This window comes from Lactiplantibacillus modestisalitolerans, from assembly GCF_005405425.1.
Classification (GTDB): domain Bacteria; phylum Bacillota; class Bacilli; order Lactobacillales; family Lactobacillaceae; genus Lactiplantibacillus; species Lactiplantibacillus modestisalitolerans.
Genome location: NZ_BJEA01000011.1, coordinates 151,996 through 168,990 on the forward strand (window position 1 = coordinate 151,996; position 16,995 = coordinate 168,990).

The 16,995-nt window shown below is 49.0% G+C and carries 15 protein-coding genes; 1 reads left to right on the forward strand and 14 read right to left on the reverse strand.

Features of this window, described 5'->3' with window-relative positions:
* Positions 1-126: 126 nt before the first annotated feature.
* Together FFM79_RS07705 and FFM79_RS07710 are read right to left on the reverse strand one after the other, a co-directional pair.
* A complete protein-coding gene (locus FFM79_RS07705; RefSeq protein ID WP_225424401.1) occupies positions 127-1,152 on the reverse strand; it encodes a DMT family transporter in 1,026 nt (341 codons plus the stop codon).
* A gap of 81 nt (positions 1,153-1,233) precedes the next feature.
* Positions 1,234-2,196 carry an AEC family transporter gene (locus tag FFM79_RS07710; RefSeq protein WP_137642893.1) on the reverse strand — a complete coding sequence of 321 codons (963 nt, stop codon included), beginning with the start codon at positions 2,194-2,196 and terminating at the stop codon, positions 1,234-1,236.
* A gap of 278 nt (positions 2,197-2,474) precedes the next feature.
* Here FFM79_RS07710 and FFM79_RS07715 point away from each other — a divergent pair, with 278 nt between their 5' ends.
* Positions 2,475-3,689, forward strand: a complete 1,215-nt coding sequence (locus tag FFM79_RS07715) for an LCP family protein (RefSeq protein ID WP_137642894.1) — start codon at positions 2,475-2,477, stop codon at positions 3,687-3,689.
* A 452-nt stretch (positions 3,690-4,141) separates the two neighbouring features.
* On the opposite strand, the gene accA is transcribed toward FFM79_RS07715, so the two are convergent.
* The 12 genes from accA to FFM79_RS07780 all read right to left on the reverse strand — a co-directional run bounded on the left by accA (position 4,142) and on the right by FFM79_RS07780 (position 16,318).
* Positions 4,142-4,942, reverse strand: a complete 801-nt coding sequence (accA, locus tag FFM79_RS07725) for a carboxyltransferase subunit alpha (protein ID WP_137642895.1) — start codon at positions 4,940-4,942, stop codon at positions 4,142-4,144.
* Positions 4,929-5,738: an acetyl-CoA carboxylase carboxyltransferase subunit beta gene (locus tag FFM79_RS07730; protein WP_137642896.1), complete on the reverse strand. Its 810-nt coding sequence runs from the start codon at positions 5,736-5,738 to the stop codon at positions 4,929-4,931. Before FFM79_RS07730 ends, accA begins: the two co-directional genes overlap by 14 nt.
* Positions 5,735-7,060 carry an acetyl-CoA carboxylase biotin carboxylase subunit gene (locus tag FFM79_RS07735; protein WP_137642897.1) on the reverse strand — a complete coding sequence of 442 codons (1,326 nt, stop codon included), beginning with the start codon at positions 7,058-7,060 and terminating at the stop codon, positions 5,735-5,737. The genes FFM79_RS07730 and FFM79_RS07735 overlap by 4 nt, the downstream gene beginning before the upstream one ends.
* A 2-nt stretch (positions 7,061-7,062) precedes the next feature.
* On the reverse strand, positions 7,063-7,455 hold the full coding sequence (locus tag FFM79_RS07740; protein ID WP_137642898.1) for an acetyl-CoA carboxylase biotin carboxyl carrier protein: 393 nt from the start codon (positions 7,453-7,455) through the stop codon (positions 7,063-7,065).
* 10 nt (positions 7,456-7,465) lie between these two features.
* On the reverse strand, positions 7,466-8,437 hold the full coding sequence (locus FFM79_RS07745; protein ID WP_137642899.1) for a ketoacyl-ACP synthase III: 972 nt from the start codon (positions 8,435-8,437) through the stop codon (positions 7,466-7,468).
* Positions 8,438-9,034: 597 nt separating this feature from the next.
* Positions 9,035-9,550, reverse strand: coding sequence for a PTS sugar transporter subunit IIB (locus FFM79_RS07750; RefSeq protein ID WP_137642900.1), 516 nt, complete (start codon positions 9,548-9,550; stop codon positions 9,035-9,037).
* Entirely contained in the window at positions 9,550-9,966 is a 417-nt protein-coding gene (locus FFM79_RS07755) for a PTS sugar transporter subunit IIA (protein ID WP_137642901.1), read from the reverse strand. The genes FFM79_RS07750 and FFM79_RS07755 overlap by 1 nt, the downstream gene beginning before the upstream one ends.
* Before the next feature lie 53 nt (positions 9,967-10,019).
* Positions 10,020-12,848, reverse strand: a complete 2,829-nt coding sequence (locus tag FFM79_RS07760) for a sigma-54-dependent transcriptional regulator (RefSeq protein WP_137642902.1) — start codon at positions 12,846-12,848, stop codon at positions 10,020-10,022.
* A gap of 183 nt (positions 12,849-13,031) precedes the next feature.
* Positions 13,032-13,421, reverse strand: coding sequence for a DUF956 family protein (locus tag FFM79_RS07765; protein WP_137642903.1), 390 nt, complete (start codon positions 13,419-13,421; stop codon positions 13,032-13,034).
* A 148-nt stretch (positions 13,422-13,569) separates the two neighbouring features.
* Positions 13,570-14,484, reverse strand: a complete 915-nt coding sequence (locus FFM79_RS07770; RefSeq protein WP_137642904.1) for a PTS system mannose/fructose/sorbose family transporter subunit IID — start codon at positions 14,482-14,484, stop codon at positions 13,570-13,572.
* 18 nt (positions 14,485-14,502) lie between these two features.
* The gene (locus FFM79_RS07775) at positions 14,503-15,309 is read right to left on the reverse strand and encodes a PTS mannose/fructose/sorbose transporter subunit IIC (RefSeq protein ID WP_137642905.1); all 807 of its coding nucleotides are present in this window, start codon (positions 15,307-15,309) and stop codon (positions 14,503-14,505) included.
* Positions 15,310-15,343: 34 nt separating this feature from the next.
* On the reverse strand, positions 15,344-16,318 hold the full coding sequence (locus FFM79_RS07780) for a mannose/fructose/sorbose PTS transporter subunit IIA (RefSeq protein ID WP_137642906.1): 975 nt from the start codon (positions 16,316-16,318) through the stop codon (positions 15,344-15,346).
* Between the last annotated feature and the right edge of the window lie 677 nt (positions 16,319-16,995).

Here is a 16,995-nt window from a genome sequence, read left to right on the forward strand (position 1 = left end):
ACACCTGCCAATTTAATACTTCTTATGATAATCGATTTATCCACATTTTCAAAGTCCGACCATCGCCAATCAAAAAGCGGTCGCATGGGAAACTCCCAGCCACCGCCTTTCAGCATCGATATTAAATTAATCGTCCCGTTCCGATACGGGATGAACTGCCGCTTGCGTTTCGGTCGTTGTTTCCGGCGTCGCCGGCTGTGCAACGGTCCCCATCGCACTATCGCGAACTTTGATCCGGTTACCAACGAAGGTGACCACAGATCCAATCAGAATCACAACAATCCCAATAATAGTCGATAAAACAATTTGTTCGTGTAAAATAATTGCTGCTAAAATCGGAGCCAGACCCGGCTTGATGAAAAAGACCAGGGACGCAGTCGACACGTCGGTCCGTTCCATTGCCAGGAAGTAGAAGGCAAAACCGCCCCCAGTAACGCAGACGCCAATAAAGAATAACAACCAGAAATAGTTCATATTGACGTTCACTAGAATTGGAATCGCCGCAAACTGGCGCATTCCCGCCGCCGTAAGCGAGTGCGCTACGGCTGGAATTTTAGTCAACCACGCCAGCACTAATAATTCAAACGAGCCCGCAAAGAAAGTGAAACAGGTCATCGTAATGCCGTTTAGGCCCCGCTTAATGGACCCGTAACGCGAAACGATACTGTACAACCCAAAAGTAACCGCCGAACTAATTGCTAACACTAAGCCCAAGCCGTTCGTCAGGTGGGCCGGGTTAACAATGATCAGCAACCCAATCACGGAAATAATCACCGAAATTAAATTGGCCCGTCCTAAGCGTTCGTGGAGAATCAAATAGGAGAAAATCAGGGCAAATACCGGGTTACAACTGAATAACACCGCAACCGTCGACGCCTTGTCGACGGTAATGGCTAACTGATATAAGGACATACTGATAATCACACAGACCAGCCCAGTTAAGGCGAATAACCGCCAATCAGCCGCAACCAGCTTCCGCCCCGTTTGCTTCAAGGCTTTCAGGGCAAATGGTAGTAAAATCACCGCCCCAATAAAAAATCGGATCAAGTTTAGTTGAATTGGATTAAAGGCACTTCCGGCCATCTTTAGTGCGATTTCCATGGAACTAAACATCAACGTGGAAATGGCAATGTAAAGATACGCTTTCTTCACGAAATTTCGCTTCCCTCTCATATATAAAAGTTAAATTAGTCACGCTGTCCAGTATAGCACCATTTTCAAGCCGCTTTCAAATTAGCTTATTAAATTGGACTGCACGATCACCATTAAAATTGGGATAACGATTAAACTCAGAAGTGTGGTTTCCGTCACCATGACCGCCGCGTAGTCGGCATCCGCACCGTATAACTTGGAGACAACCGGCGCGTTCGTCATAACCGGCATCGCGGATTGTAAAATAAAGACTTGTTTCATTTCAACCGGAATCGACATTGGGATCAACATCAGCGTCATCAGCACCGGCGCAAAAATGAACCGACCTAGCAAAATGCCAATGCTATCGCGGTCAAAGCGCATACTGCTCAACCCAGCGTTTGCCATCGAAATCCCAATAAAGATCATCGATAGCGGGATGGTTAGGCCCCCAATGTAGGAAAAATCGGACATTAAAAATTGCGGTAATTTAATCTTAAATAGGACCAAGACGACCCCAATCATAAAACCGAGTAGCGGTGGCGAAAAGACCTTTTGCAGGGTGCGCTTCAAACTAAATTCACCGCTACCCGTACCGTCGCGTTGAATTAGGTAAACGCCAAGCGTCCAAAAAATCGTCGTGTTGGCCATGTAGTAAACCAACACGTATGGCAACGCACTGGGACCAAACAACGCTTCGTTAACGGGCAAGCCGATAAAAACGGTGTTGGAGTTTAAAAACATCGAGGAAAACAAGCCCCGGTGCTCGCGTTTAATGTTGAGGGCCCGCATCACGCCAAACGATAAGCCGAATAAAATCGCCATGTTTAAGACCGGGAACCGCAACCCTGGGAGCGTTGCGAGTAATTTTTCGGCCGTAAACCGCTCGGTAATTGTCGCAATCATATACGCTGGCAGGGCAATTTGGGTGACCAAGCGCGCAATCAACTTGGTTGCTCCCTCGTTAAACCACCCCCAGCGTGCGAGTAAGTAGCCCACGGCAATCATCACAATAATTGTCATGACCCCCTGAACACTGTGTAAAAAGGTGTCTAAAACTTGCAATACCGGTACCCCTTTCGAAAAATAATAATTTGATGAGAATCACTTAAGTATACCACTGTTTTTCAGCTCTCGGCACCGTTTCCGAAATTGAAAACGTTTGACGAACACTATTATTTTCATTATAGTGATTTATAACTGTGGGTCAGTTAAACAATTGTGCTGCACCTACCCATTTTGATTGTTAAATTCTTGTAAAATCAATTGTTTTTAGCCCCCACGCCGGATTAACCGTCATACAATGGGTTTGATTATAAACTTAACAATAATGAGGAACGATTATGCCAGAGAATAATAATAACGAACCATTAGGCCCCCGTCGGCGGCGGTATGAACGCCAACATCAACGGAACCCACACCTACGTCCGCACAAAAAGCGCCCGTGGCTAACGACCCTGCTCGTCATTTTGGGGCTGGTCATCATCGGTGGTGCTTGGTGGGGCATCAAAACCTATAACAACGCCAAAAATACGATGAATACCACTTTTCAGGCGACCGGGACCAAAAAGGCCCGCAACGTCGACGCCGTCTTAAAGAAGGGCAACCCCTTCTCCATCCTGCTTCTCGGAACGGATGACGGGGCACTTGGTCGGGGCAAAGACTTTAGCGCCCGAACCGATACCATGATCGTGGCAACGATCAACCCGAAAAAGGAAAGCATGACGCTGACCAGTATTCCACGGGATACCCTCGTTAATATCGACGGCCAATCACAAAAGATCAACGCCGCTTATACGATTGACGGGGCTAGCAGCGCCGTTAAATCGGTTGAAAAACTACTCAACTTCCCAATCGACTTTTACGTGCTCATCAATATGGGCGGGTTGAAGCAAATCGTCAACGCAATGGGCGGCGTCACGTTGACGCCGAAGATGACCTTTAAATACGGTCACGCTAACGTGAAGAAGGGCGTTAAAACCACTCTTAGCGGAGCCGCCGCACTTGACTATTCCCGGATGCGCTACGACGATCCGCTCGGCGACTACGGGCGGCAAAAACGCCAGCGCCAAGTGATCATGTCAATGGTCAGTCAATCAAATTCGTTAGGATCACTAACTAACATTGAAAAGATCACGAAGGAGCTGTCCAATAACATGCGGACGGACTTAACTTGGGGCGACATGGTCGCGTTAGATACGAAGTATAAAAACGCGACGCACCACGCTAAGTCGTACACCCTTCAAGGAACCGATTCGACCATTAACGGTTTATCCTACCAAGTTGCTTCGGCAGCCGAACGCTACAAGATTTCCAAAAAGATTCGCACCCAGTTGCAGCTGTCAACTGACAACTTATCTGAAGCCGACTTTACCGAAACGGCGACGGTTTCCACGAGTAGTTCCAGCGACACGTCTTCGAGCAGCTCGTCCAGCGACACAACCACTTATCAAAGTGATACGGGGACGACGGGCACGACCGACGGGACGACGACCTACCAGGGTGACACGTCAACTTATCAAGGCACTACCACGCAAGGCACCACCACCCAGTATTAAAAAACAAACGACTAACCGCAACCATTGGTATTGACCGATGATTGCGGTTAGTCGTTTATTTAGCTCTGTACCAATTTAATGTTAGGATTGCCGCCAGCAGCGGGTGTAACCGGGTGGCTGGAACACTGCGGGCATCGATTTGAGCTCACGGGGAAACCCACCCCGTAATCTCAAATTCGAGCCTTATTCTAAGCCGGAAGCAGCCCAATTCCGGCCAAGAATAATTTCGCAGTTGAGCCATGGTTACACCCGCTACTGGCTAAACTGGCTTTTATACTGAGTTCCACGAGTTACTTCAGTAAGTTTCAAATAATGAAGATGATTCAGAACGGCTATTTAATTAAAGTTAACGTAATCTTGCCTGCTTATTTCGGTAGTCACAGTGAACTAATTTAAAATTCAATTGGCAGCCCTCTTAGCAAATCAACAGCACATGTTTATAAAACCGTTTTTTATTCAGATTTCTCCAGCGGCCAGGCCGCCACGAAGCGTTGAAACTTAGCTTCCCGTTCAGCTATTAGTTGGGCGGCCGACACCGGCATTAATGGTGCCAGTTGCGTACGCACCGCCTGAATGACCTTGGTAACCAGCTGATCATCCGTATGGGCAACGACTTGATCAACTAAGCCGCGCTGCTGGAGTTCGGGCGCCGTCATTGGTAATAAATCAATTGCGGCACTCACCGACTGTTGCCCGTGTAAAATTGCCGCGACCGCTTCCGGCGACGCCACGTTAAAGAGCGCATCGTCGAGCATCAAGATCCGGTTAGCATTGGCAAACGCCAACGCCCCCCCACTATGGCCTTCACCTAAAAAGACAGCCACGTTCGGGACGGTCAGCTGCCCCATTGCCATGATCAAATCGGCGATGGCTTGGCTTTGGCCCCAACGCTCTGACTCGGGGCTCGCATCAGCACCCGGCATGTTGATCAAACTAATGACCGGCAGCCCAAACTTCTGGGCGTGGTTCACGACCCGCAGCGCAGTACGATAACCCGCGACAGTCAATGCCCCGCCGTTTTTTTGCTGCCGACTAGCCAGGTCGTGGCCGCGATCAATTCCGAGCACGGCGAGGCCCAGACCGTCAGTCGTCCGGCCAAATCCGGCCGTTAACGCCGGCGCTTGTCCGAGCAAGCGGTCACCCCGCTGGCGCACCAGCGTCGGTAGGAGCGCTTGGATAATTTCCGGCGCACTAATCCGATCCGCCGCACGCAACCGGGTCAAGCGTTGGTCTTCCTGCTTAGTCGATCGCATCCGCGTTCCCCCCCATCGCATAACTAGCTAACACTGTTTGTAAGTACGCCCGTAAGTCGGGCCGGGCCACCACGGCGTCGACCATTCCATGACGCCAAAGTTGCTCGGCACTTTGAAAATCAGCCGGTAGTTGGGCCGGCATGGTTTGTTGAATCACGCGTGGTCCCGCAAAGCCAATTTTAGCACCAGCTTCGGCAACGATAACGTCCCCCTTAAAAGCAAAGCTCGCAGAAACGCCCCCCATGGTAGGGTCAGTCAGGACGGTAATCAACGGAACGGCCGCTGCCGCTAACCGGGCTACGGCTGCCAAGATGAGGTTCATCCCAAACAACGCGTACAATCCTTCCTGCATCCGGGCGCCCCCCGATGCGGTCACCACGATTAACGGCAATCGCCGCCGTTGCGCCACCGCGCACGCCCGTTGAAGGCGGCGACTAACGACCGTATTTAAAGTCCCCATCATAAAGTGACTATCCATCACCGCTAAAACGCACGGTCGCTTCGCAATCTTGGCAGTGCCGATGATGATGGCCTCGTCAGCCCCACTTTGGTGGCTTGCGGTTGTGAGTTTTTCTTGATAACCGGGAAACGCTAAGGCGTCGTGGGCTTGTTCGGGCATCGGTAACGGTTGAAAACTCGCCGGATCAACTAACTGGGTTAGCCGCTGGCGCGCCGTTAGCCGTTGCCAATGTTGGCAATACGGACACTGCCGCCACTGACCCCACTGGGATTGATGCACGTGGCGGCCACACGCCCGGCAGGTTTGCCAGGTACCGCTTTTTGGATAATGGCTCATTCGTACTCACCTTCCCACTGGGCCAAACTGTGAATCGTTAACCGGTCTTGCTCAAAGGCCGGTCGCGCCACCGTTTGCCGTAAAAACGCTAAGTTCGTTGCCGGACCACTCATTTGAACGAGCCCGAGCGCCGTTTGCAGGTGGCTAACCGCTTGGGCCCGCGTCGGTCCAGTCACCATCAGTTTGGCAATCAGGCCATCGTACATCGTGACGAGTTGATCGCCAGTCCGATAACCCGTGTCGACGCGCACGCCGCGGGGCCAATTTAACTTTTCGATGCGCGTTTGCTTCACCGGTAACGTCGCGGTCAACCGGGCTTCAATTGCGGTGCAGCGCGGGTGCAGTCCAATGTCCGCCGAAAAGTGCAGCGGTAGTCCCGCCGCCTGCCGAATTTGGGCCACAACAATGTCAACCCCGGTAGTCAGCTCGGTCACCCCGTGTTCCACTTGTAAGCGGGTATTCATTTCCATGAAATAAAATGCACCGTCCGCGAATAAGTATTCAATCGTACCCAAACTTTGATAGTTCGTTCCCGCCAGTAGTTGTTGTGATAGCCGGTAAAGTTGCTGCCGCTGGGCCGCCGTGAGCACGCTAGCCGGACTCTCTTCAATTACTTTTTGCTTATGTAGCTGTAAGCTGCAATCGCGATCGCCCAAAATGTACAGTTGCGCGCCGGCCCCCAGCACCTGAACTTCAATGTGCCGGGCTTGGTCTAAATACTGTTCCAAATACATTGAATCGTTTAAAAACGAGGCCGCGGCCTCTTGCCGCGCAACTCGGAGGCGCTGGTGTAAATCGTGGGCGTCGCTGATGACGCGAATCCCCTTACCACCGCCACCGTGACTCGCTTTGAGAACGAGTGGGAAGCCAATCTGCAGCGCGACCCGCTTAATCGCCGGCCACGTTAATCCCTGAATGGAACGACCGGTTAATACTGGAACGCCCCGTTGCCGGGCAAATTCTTTGGCTTGGGCTTTGTCACCCATCAGCTTAATTTGACTCGTCTGCGGTCCAATCCAGGTAATGCCGCATTCCGCACACATGGTGGCAAAATCAGCGTTCTCTGCTAAAAAGCCGTAGCCGGGATGAATCGCATCCGCATGCGTATTAATCGCGGCCATTAAAATGGCCTCGGCGTTTAAATAGGATGCATTGGCAGCGGCCGGACCGATACACACGACCTCGTCAGCCAACTGCGTGTACCACGCCCCGCGGTCGGCCGTTGAACAAACGGCAACCGTCTGAATATTCAGCTGATGACAAGCCGTGATGATCCGGACAGCAATTTCACCGCGGTTCGCGATCAAGATCTTGTGAAACATGCTTACCGGTCCTTTCGTAGTGTAAAGAGGGGTTGCTGGTATTCGACCGCCGCATTATCCTTTACCAAAATGGCCGCTAGCTGCCCATCAACCGGGCTCTTAAGCGGGTTAAACAACTTCATACTTTCAATTTGACCAAGCTCTTGGCCGGCGGTAATCCGTTGACCAACCTGAATATCTTGATCCAGATGAACGACGCCGACCATTGGGCTCGTCACCGTTTCAGTGGTAGCCTGCTTAGCGGCCGCAGCCGGCGTTACTGACGTTTGCGGCGCCGTAGCCGGGTCTGCGGTTCGCGCCACTTCCACCTCAAGCTCACCAGCCTTGACCCGGATATGTTGGTAGCCTTGCCGGGCGTACTTTTCAACTAACCGATCAATTTCCTTTAATTCCATCTTGCCACCCCTACTTCTTAATCAGGACCGAGCCATAGGCCAACCCGCCGCCAAACGCGGTCAGTAAAGTTGGGCCGTTCAACTGGTCAAAGACACCGGCTAAGGCCATGGCCACACCAGCGGACGACGTGTTCCCCAAACGCTCCACGTTATGCGGAAACTTTTCCATTGGTAACGCTAAGTTTGCCGCAATTTTTTCGATAATTCGTAAATTAGCTTGATGACAAATCACGAACTGGAGGTCACTCAACGCTACGTGTTCACGTGCCAACAAGCCGCGCATTTGTTCGGGCACGACCGTCGTTGCAAATTGAAAAACTTCCCGTCCGGCTTGGTAAAAGGCGTCCGTTTGCGGGTAGTTATCCGCACTAATTTTGGTGATTGGTGCCACCCGCCCCGAGTGAATCACGGTCGCGTTTCCTTGGGTTTGGAGTTTTTCGGCCACAATATTATTTTCGTGCGGATCCGTGGTAGCTTGTAATAGGGCGCCACCCGCACCGTCGCCGAAGAATACGGCTGCCGTCCGGTCCTTAAAGTCCATCATCTTAGAATTAACCTCGGCACTGATCACCATGACGTTGCGGTACTGCCCACTGCGAATGAACTTATCAGCCGTGGCCATCCCAAACGTAAACCCGGCGCAGGCCGCACTTAGATCAAAGGCAAAGGCGTTGTCCGCGCCAATGTTAGCCTGAACGATGCAGGCCGTAGCCGGCGTTAGTGCATCGGGTGTAATGGTCGTCACTAAGATTAAGTCAATCGCACTCGCCGCCACCCCGCTCTTACTGAGTAGCTGCTGGGCAACCTGCGTGGCTAGGTCGGACGTATTCTCGCCGTTCATTGCGTAGTGCCGCGTTTGAATTCCAGTGTGCGCTTGAATCCACTCATCACTCGTATCCATAATTGCCGCCAATTCGTCATTATCAACGACCCGGTCAGGCACATACTGCCCCATGGCCGCTAGCTTTGTATAAGTTGGCATACTAAGCCCCTACTTTCCGTTTCAATTAGTTGATTTGTATCAATTTTATCAATAAACCCGCACCGTTAAAAGTTTCCGGCCACTTTTTTAATAAAAAGCTTTGTTCCGCGGAAAAGGAACTCCTAACCGCTCCCTTAAAAGCCAGTTCTGTGCCAATTGGTGTTGAGGTTGCCGCCAGCAGCGGGTGTAACCGGGTGGCTGGAACACTGCGGGCATCGATTTGAGCTCACTCAGAAAAAGCACTGAGCAATCTCAAATTCGAGCCTTATTCTAAGCCGGAAGCAGCCCACTTCCGGCCAAGAATAATTTCGCAGTTGAGCCGTGGTTACACCCGCCGCTGGCTAGATTGGCTTTTATACTGAGTTCGACGGACTACTATAGTAAGTTTCAATCAATAAAGATAATCTTGCAGAACGACTACTAAATTTAATCAAATGAAGCATAATATTGCTTATTTTACTAGTCACAGTGAGCTTATTGAAAACTCAACTGGCGACCTTCTTAGCGGATTAGCACCATATATTATAAAATCTAAAAGTCAAGAAGGTCACGCGCCGTTTACGTATCCGGCGCGTGACCTTCAATTATTAATGTAACTTAACTTTGTGGTGCCGAAAAACCGTTTTTAGCCAGTAACGGCATCACGTCCACCCGCTTATCCGTTGGGACCTTCTGGGCAAAAATCTTCAGCCCCGCAGTGGATAACGCGTACAACGCCGCTGCTTCATCCGGCCCAACCGCAATCGCATTGGTGACCATCACCATACCGGCGGAATAGGCTAAGCTACCAATATCCACGCCGGTCGCGGTTAAATCAATGCCGCCGGCCACTAACCGCGCCATATTTTGGGGCGTATCCGTCAATAACAACGGTTTAACCCCGTCAAACAGCGGATTTTGATAAATTTCAATCATTTTATCAACGGTGATGACGTTCGCGCGAACACCCGGGGGCGCTGCCTGAACAATCAACATCTTTCGTAGGGTATCGTGCGCAACGATGTCCGAAACGACTAAAATCCGATTGGGATTCACCGTTTTCGTCCAAACCGTCGCCACCTGTCCGTGCAGGAGCCGACTATCGATCCGCGCTAATCGAATATCCATGGTCATTACAACTGATCATCTCCATGTTCTTGGAGTAACTCCAAGTGCTTAATCCCAATCTTTCCGGTTTCCTCCAAGTGGGCAATCACTTCAGCGAGTGGGCGATCCCGAACCGTGTACGCTTCAATCAACATCGGTAGGTTTAACCCAGTGACCAACCCCATCCGTTCAGTGTGTTCGGCAACAATTTGGCTAGCCGCGTTAAACGGCGAGCCGCCCCACAGATCGACCAGGAACAAGACTTGGTCGGTGGCATCAAACTGCTGCACCGCTTCAGCCAACTTCCGGTTTAAATCTTCCGGTTCTTCATCCAGTTGAAACGTCACGGTCGCAACTTTCTGTTGGTCCCCGAAAATCATGAACGACGATTCCACGATTCCCTGCGCAAACTGGCCGTGACTAACAACGACAAACGCTAACATGCATGACCCTCCTCTTAATTTAAAACAGTTTCACCTATAAATCAGCTAGTAAATTACTGCGCCACTACTTGGGCTTGATGCGTTTCTAATAACTGCACGATGTAATAATTTTCAGCGGCAGAAAATGTTAACTGCAATTGATTTTGAATTTGTTGATTGGCTTGGTGCACTACTGGGAACCAAGCCGAATCCTTAACGCCCGGCAATTCTTCGGCCGGGGCGGTAATTTCATCCTTAATCGCGGTTCGTTCCAGCGCGCCCGCCAAGTGCATGATCAGGTCGATTCGAAACGCATTGGTCATCGGCGCGTTCATGTGCTGTTCAATCGTTTGACTGTACTGCCACAAAATTGTCGTTAACTTCCGCGGATTCAGGAACGTAAAGTAGTCGCCCAAGTAACGCTCACATAGTTCCGGTGTCAATTCCTGGGCCTCAACGTCACTTGTTTGGGGCGCATCTAATCCGGTCGCTAGTTGATCAATAAACTTTTCACCGCCCCCCTGAAGTAATTCCTCCAGCGAGATAAACGGCACGTCTAGCTTAGGCTGGGTGATCCCCGTCGCGGCGATAATTTGGTAAGTCTGAGCAATTTGATTGAGCCGCGCCGTCATGTTAACGACTGAAATTGGGAACACCGTGATGCCTTCAATAAAGTTTTGCGCCAGCAAACTGTCCAAGATCGATTTGATGCGCTCCGCGGTACCAACCCCGGTCGAGCAAATCGCAACGATTGCCCGTTGCGCCGTATCATCGTGGTTCGCAACCGCTGGCTTCACGGCTTTCTTCTGGTCCGTTACCGGTAAATTGCGTGAAATCCGTGAATAGCCCTTAAAGCCAACCAGTTCTTGGTAAATGGAGTCCAAATCGCTATCAATTAAACTGGCTTTCCGCACCGCTTCCAAGACGACCGGCGTTGTCACCATATCAATCGTCCGGATGGCAATGCCAGTTTCCTGCTCAATTCGTTCGCCAAACGTCGTTAACGAGCCCATGTCTACTAATAGCAAGACCCCGTTACCGGCGTCTAGCGTTTGCACTTGTTTTTTAACGTGGGCGTACGCAACGGTTGGGTCCATATCAAGCGGCATGTCAAAGGCCCGTACGTCAAAATCGTCCAACAGCTGGCCGACCACCTGGGTCATCGACGAGGCCGTACTCATCCCGTGGGCCGCGACCAACACGCCCACCTTGCCATTTAGTTGCATGGATTTCAGCGAAATCAGCAAAATTGCGAGGTAATACACCTCTGACTTAGGAATTGGTAAGTGGTAGCGGTCTTCTAAGCCGTGCTTCAGAACCTCGGCCGCTTTAATTTCGGCCGGATATTCCTTCACCATCGCCAACATATCCGAGCTCATTTGCCGCATCGGTTTACCAGCTTGAATCCGCTTAATAAACGAACTGACGTGCAAACTAACCGCATAAATAAAGTTATCCTTAAAGTTGTAGCCCAACATTTCTTGGATTGTCTCCTGGGCGGTCTTCGTAAAGTCAATCACGTCCTGGTCAACGATTTCGGCCAGCTTATTTTCAGGTGACACTTCCATCTGCGTCTGTTTATAAAACGACTTTAAATGTAAGTTAATATCGGTCGTAATAAACCGGTTAATGTGGGCCTTATCCAGCCCTTCGCGCCGCAGGAGGGCCGCCTTATCACCGATAATTTCATATAAGTTATACGGTAACTCATAGTTATCGTTTTTATTCCGAATTGGCGCGGGCCCGTCGTTAGGTTTCACGATTAAAACCGGGTCCAACAATTCAGAAATCGCGCCCAGTTCGTGCCGATTAGACGCCACCGTCATTAAACCACTCCGAATATTTTGGGGTAGGTCGTCCATTGTAATGTTGATTTCACTGTCGTTTTCAATGCTGTTAACGAAGCCCTGCGCACAAACCAGTTGAATATTTGATTTTAACTGACCGACATTCCCAAACGTGACCGACCCAAGGAGGGCTTGCACCACGTCTTCCGTCAGCCGGACCTGCTTATTGATTCGGTTAGCTTCAATCGATAGGAGCGCTTTCAACAATTCTAAACGTTCCTTAGCCGAACGGTTGTTAAACGCGGGCAGTTGAATCGTAATTGGAATCCGGCGGACAAAGGTTTGCAGGAGCGTACTTTCTGGGTCCTCGGTCGTCGCACAAACCAACCGAACGTTGGCATGGTGATTTTTGGCCGTTTCACCTAACCGTGAATAGGTTCCGTGATCCATGAAGTAGAAAATCATTTCTTGACCCTCGGGCGGCAAGCGGTGCACTTCGTCGAGAAAGAGCATGCCGCCATCCGCTTCCTGAATCAAGCCGTCCTTGTCCTCATTAGCGCCGGTAAAGGCCCCCTTCACGTACCCAAATAGGTGCGACATTAACAGCTCCGGGTTATGGGCGTAATCGGCACAGTTAAACGTAATCAGCCCCTGCGGATTAGTGAGCACCTTTTGGGTTTCGGCAAAGCGGTACATCGCGTTGGCAAAGTACGTTTTCCCCGAACCAGTTGGCCCGATAATTAGGGTGTTGAGCCCCCGCGGTGGATATAAGATCGCAGCCTTTGCTTGCTCAACTTGATTTTCAAGGCTTTCGTGAGCCCCAATCATATTACTAAAAATATCAGGCGCCCCCGACGTAACTGGTGCAACTTGCGAACGCGTCGCCTGATTGGCAGCGGGCGTCACCACCGAATCATTAGCCGCCAGCGTCGTTTGAACGTAGTGCACTGGCCGGCCATCCAGTTTTCGTAACCGCCCCTCCCGTACTAACGTATTTAGTTCCTTACTAACATTTGGGCGGGCAATCGCCATAGCATTGGCAACCATCGCCGTGGTTAACCCCGCAGCGTCGCTGTGTTGACAAACATATTCAAAAATCCGGGATTTTCTGGACAACTTAGCCACTCCTTTATATAAGTCCCTTCGCGTTAGACACCGGTGTATTAATACACTTTGATACTCTACATTCTACCACACAGTGTATCAATGCCGGTCAATTTTTCTGGGAGCGCTTCAAAGTGCTTTAAAAAAAGCGGGTTGAGTCCGTCACTCAATCCCGCCAACGGTTAACTTAACCGCCTATTTCAAATACTTATCCTTGTTACGGCCCTTGCCTTTAAAAATGCGACCCATAACTTGGAAAAACGATAACGATTTAACAATGTGATCGGGCTGAATGTACACGCGTACCGCGCGCAACACCCGCTTCGGATCCTTTGAAGAAAACGTAAACTGACCGTTCTTCTTCGTCTGGAAGGCAAACCGCGGAATCCACTTGCCCTTAAACATGACGGAAACCACGACCCGGTCAACTTCCGTCCAAGGAATTTGGATGAAGTTTTTAACGTTCCGGTCATCGTAAAACTCAAAGCCCTTATCGCCGACCATAATTTTACCGTAGTCGGTGAGTCCCAGATGAGAATTGCCGTCCATGACCAAATCAACTTTGGTATTCAGTGATTGAACCATCTAACTTGACTCCATTTCTTTTGCTTGATTACCCTGATTATACGGCGTTACGGGACCGGATGCAAAACCGGACCGTGAACAAAAAGGATGAACTCCACGAGTCCATCCTTTTCGCGTCTAAGTCTGTGACTCAGATTAAAACAATTGCTTACATTACACCAAGTACATGCATAACAACCCCAAATACGAAGAGGCCTAAGATAATGACGATTGGTGAAACCTTCTTCTTGAGTAACCACATGCATAAGAAGGTTAAGAGTAAGGCAGCCAACCCAGGAATCAATTGATTCAAGTTGTCTTGCAACGTCGTGGTCTTGTACTTATCAAGTGACAAACCAGCTTGTTGTTCAGTTAAAGCTTTCTTGATTCCTTCACCACCTGAAGGTAAGTTAGCCCAGTCAATGTAGGCCCCTTCAGATTGTTTGATCGTTGAAACTTTAACCGGGCTGAAGTCCACGTTAACCCACCGTTCAATTAAGGCGGCTAAGATGAACATCCCTAAGATGGAAGCACCCTTAGTAATGTCTTGTAAGATCCCACCAGATAAGTCTTCGGTAATCTTTGACCCGGCTTTATAACCGAATTCTTGCGTGTACCACATGAAGCCCATCCGAATTAAGTTCCAAACTACAAAGTACAGAATTGGTCCTAAAATGTTACCAGTCATCGCAAGTGAAGCCGCTAAGGCCCCAACGATTGGCTTAACCGTGTACCAGAACACTGGGTCCCCAACACCGGCTAACGGTCCCATCATACCAACTTTAACCCCTTGAATCGCAACGTCATCGATTGGTGCCCCGTTAGCACGTTCTTCTTCAAGTGCTAACGTAACCCCGATAACGGGTGAAGCCAAGTATGGGTGGGTGTTAAAGAATTCCAGGTGCCGTTTTAAAGCAGCGGCCCGGTCTTCTTTAGTCGTATATAATTTCTTTAATGCTGGAATTAATGAATAAGCCCAGCCACCGTTTTGCATCCGTTCGTAGTTCCAAGAACCTTGGAGGAACGTCGAACGCCACCAAACATGGATACGATCGTTTTTAGATAATTTAACTTGATCAGCCATTTTTAGTTTCCTCCCTTATTAATACTTGTCGATAATGTCGCCGACAGGATCACCCGTATTGGATCCGCCACCATTGCTGGAACCACCAGTCTTAGAAAGGGTTAAGTAGATCAATGCGAGGGAGACACCGATGGCACCTAAACCAATCAAAGTGATTTCACTAACGGCTGCTAAAACGAACCCTAAGGCGAAGAATGGCCACATTTCGCGAGAAGCCATCATGTTGATAACCATTGCATAACCAACGGCAACAACCATCCCACCACCGATTGACAAACCATCAGTCAACCAGTCAGGCATTGCGTTTAACATGGCTTTAACGGGACCCGCACCAACGGCTAAGATTAAAGCGGCTGGAATGGCAATCCGAACACCTTGCATGCAGATGGCAACCCATTGCCAGAAATCAAGCTTTCTGAAGCTACCTTCTTCAGCGGCCTTGTCCATGATGTGAACAATCCCAGTAGCAAGCGTACGAGCGATAATCGTAAGTAACAAACCAGCAACGGCCAAAGGAATCGCGATCGCAATCGCTGAGTCAACTCCGGCACGGCCTTGGCCACCTAATACTAAAATAATAGCTGATGCTACGGCGGCTAAAGCGGCATCGGGCGCAACGGCGGCACCGATGTTTGCCCAACCTAAGGCGATCATTTGTAATGAACCACCCAAGATCATGCAAGGAACTAATTGACCGGTAACTAAACCGATTAACGTACATGCAACAACTGGTTGATGGAAGTGGAATTCATCCAAAATACCTTCCATACCAGCTAAAAATGAGACAAGTACGACTAAAATCACTTGAATTGCATTCAAATTCATGATTATAATCCTCCATTTTTTCTGATAGACTGTATTACTTTTGTTCGTTCAACATGTTTTGTGCTTTTTGCAGAATGTTGTTCATGTTGTCCTTATTGTCAGTTGGCACTTTCCGAACATCAAATTCGATGCCCTTGTCGGCTAACTTCTTATAAGTATCAATATCTTCCTGACTGAAAGCTAAAACCTTGTTTGGTTGAACTTTCCCAACTGAATGGGCCATGGAGCCAATGTTCAACGTCTTAATCGGAACACCACCGTCAATCGCAGTTAATGCGTCTTCAGGGTTTTCAAACAAGACGAGGGCCTTTTGACCACCAAAGTGTTTGTCATCCTTAGCAATCTTAATCATTTGCTTGATTGGAATAACGTGGGCTTTGATTCCGGCTGGCGCCGCTTGTTTAATCATGCTGGAACGTAATTCATCTTTGGCAACGCTGTCAGAAACAACGATAATCCGTGTTGGGTTGATCGTCTTGCTCCAGGCAGTGGCAACTTGACCGTGTAACAACCGTGAGTCGATTCGGGCCAAACCGTATTCCAATTTCCCAGGACGGCCAGCGTTGTTTGCAGCGGGTGCTGCGGCCGCAGCCTTCGTTTCCTTAGGAGCCAATGCTTCTGGGCGAACCTTGACGCCGTCCTTGGCCGTTTCAATGATGTGGGTCGCAATTTCGTGCGCCGTATCCATTGATAACCGTGAAGCGTAGGCTTCGATGAGCATTGGCAAGTTCAAACCGGCAACGATTGCCCATTTGTCCTTGTGTGCTTCAAACAAGCCGTTAACTTGGTTGAATGGTGTGCCGCCCCAAAGGTCGACTAGGAATAAGACTTGATCTTGATCGTCGAAAGAAGCAATGGCTTTTTCCAACTTAGCCTTGATGTCGTCAGGGCCTTCGCTAGGCATCAATGTAACCGGTTGAACATTTTCTTGTTCGCCGAAAATCATTGATCCGGATTGATAGATGCCTTTAGCAAATTCGCCGTGACTAGCAATGATAATGCTTACCATCTTTGTACCTCCTATTGATTCGTTACAGTCATATAAAATTGAATAAATAATATCTAAAAACAACCGTAACTAATTTTGTTTGATACTGAAAGCGCAATCTTTTTTGCTCTCACTTATATACATGCAATTACCGTGCCAAAATACACTATTTATAAAGTCCCAATATAATAGGCTTTTGGTCAATACACTATCAATAATACAGTATTAAATATATTGAATTGTGTATCAAATAGCGTATTTCTTAATACAAACTTATTAATCAGTATCTTTTCTTTAAAAAATTAATCCCACTAAATTAACGCGCACCGCCACCCTTCTATTAAAGATCGACGTTTGTTAGCTAGCTTTATTATAGGCCGGTGTAATTTAGAGCTAAAGTAGATGCACAGTTCAAGTGTATGGACCAACTTCTGATATAAAGAAGGCCTCAATTCACATTGAACTGAGGCCTTAGTTACCATCTATTAGCGGTAAAAAACAAAGAAGATTCGAACTTCCACCGCATGCAATTTTATTTTTAGGCCTTGTAAACGCCGGTATATCAACGTTTTAAATTTTAATTCTCAAGTTCGAACCTGGTCAAATGCATTTTTTGAACTTTTTTTCTACGTCTTGTCAATAAGAATGTTGTTAAATCAATGTTTTATGATAAGAAGTTTAGGGCCTATGTTCCGGAA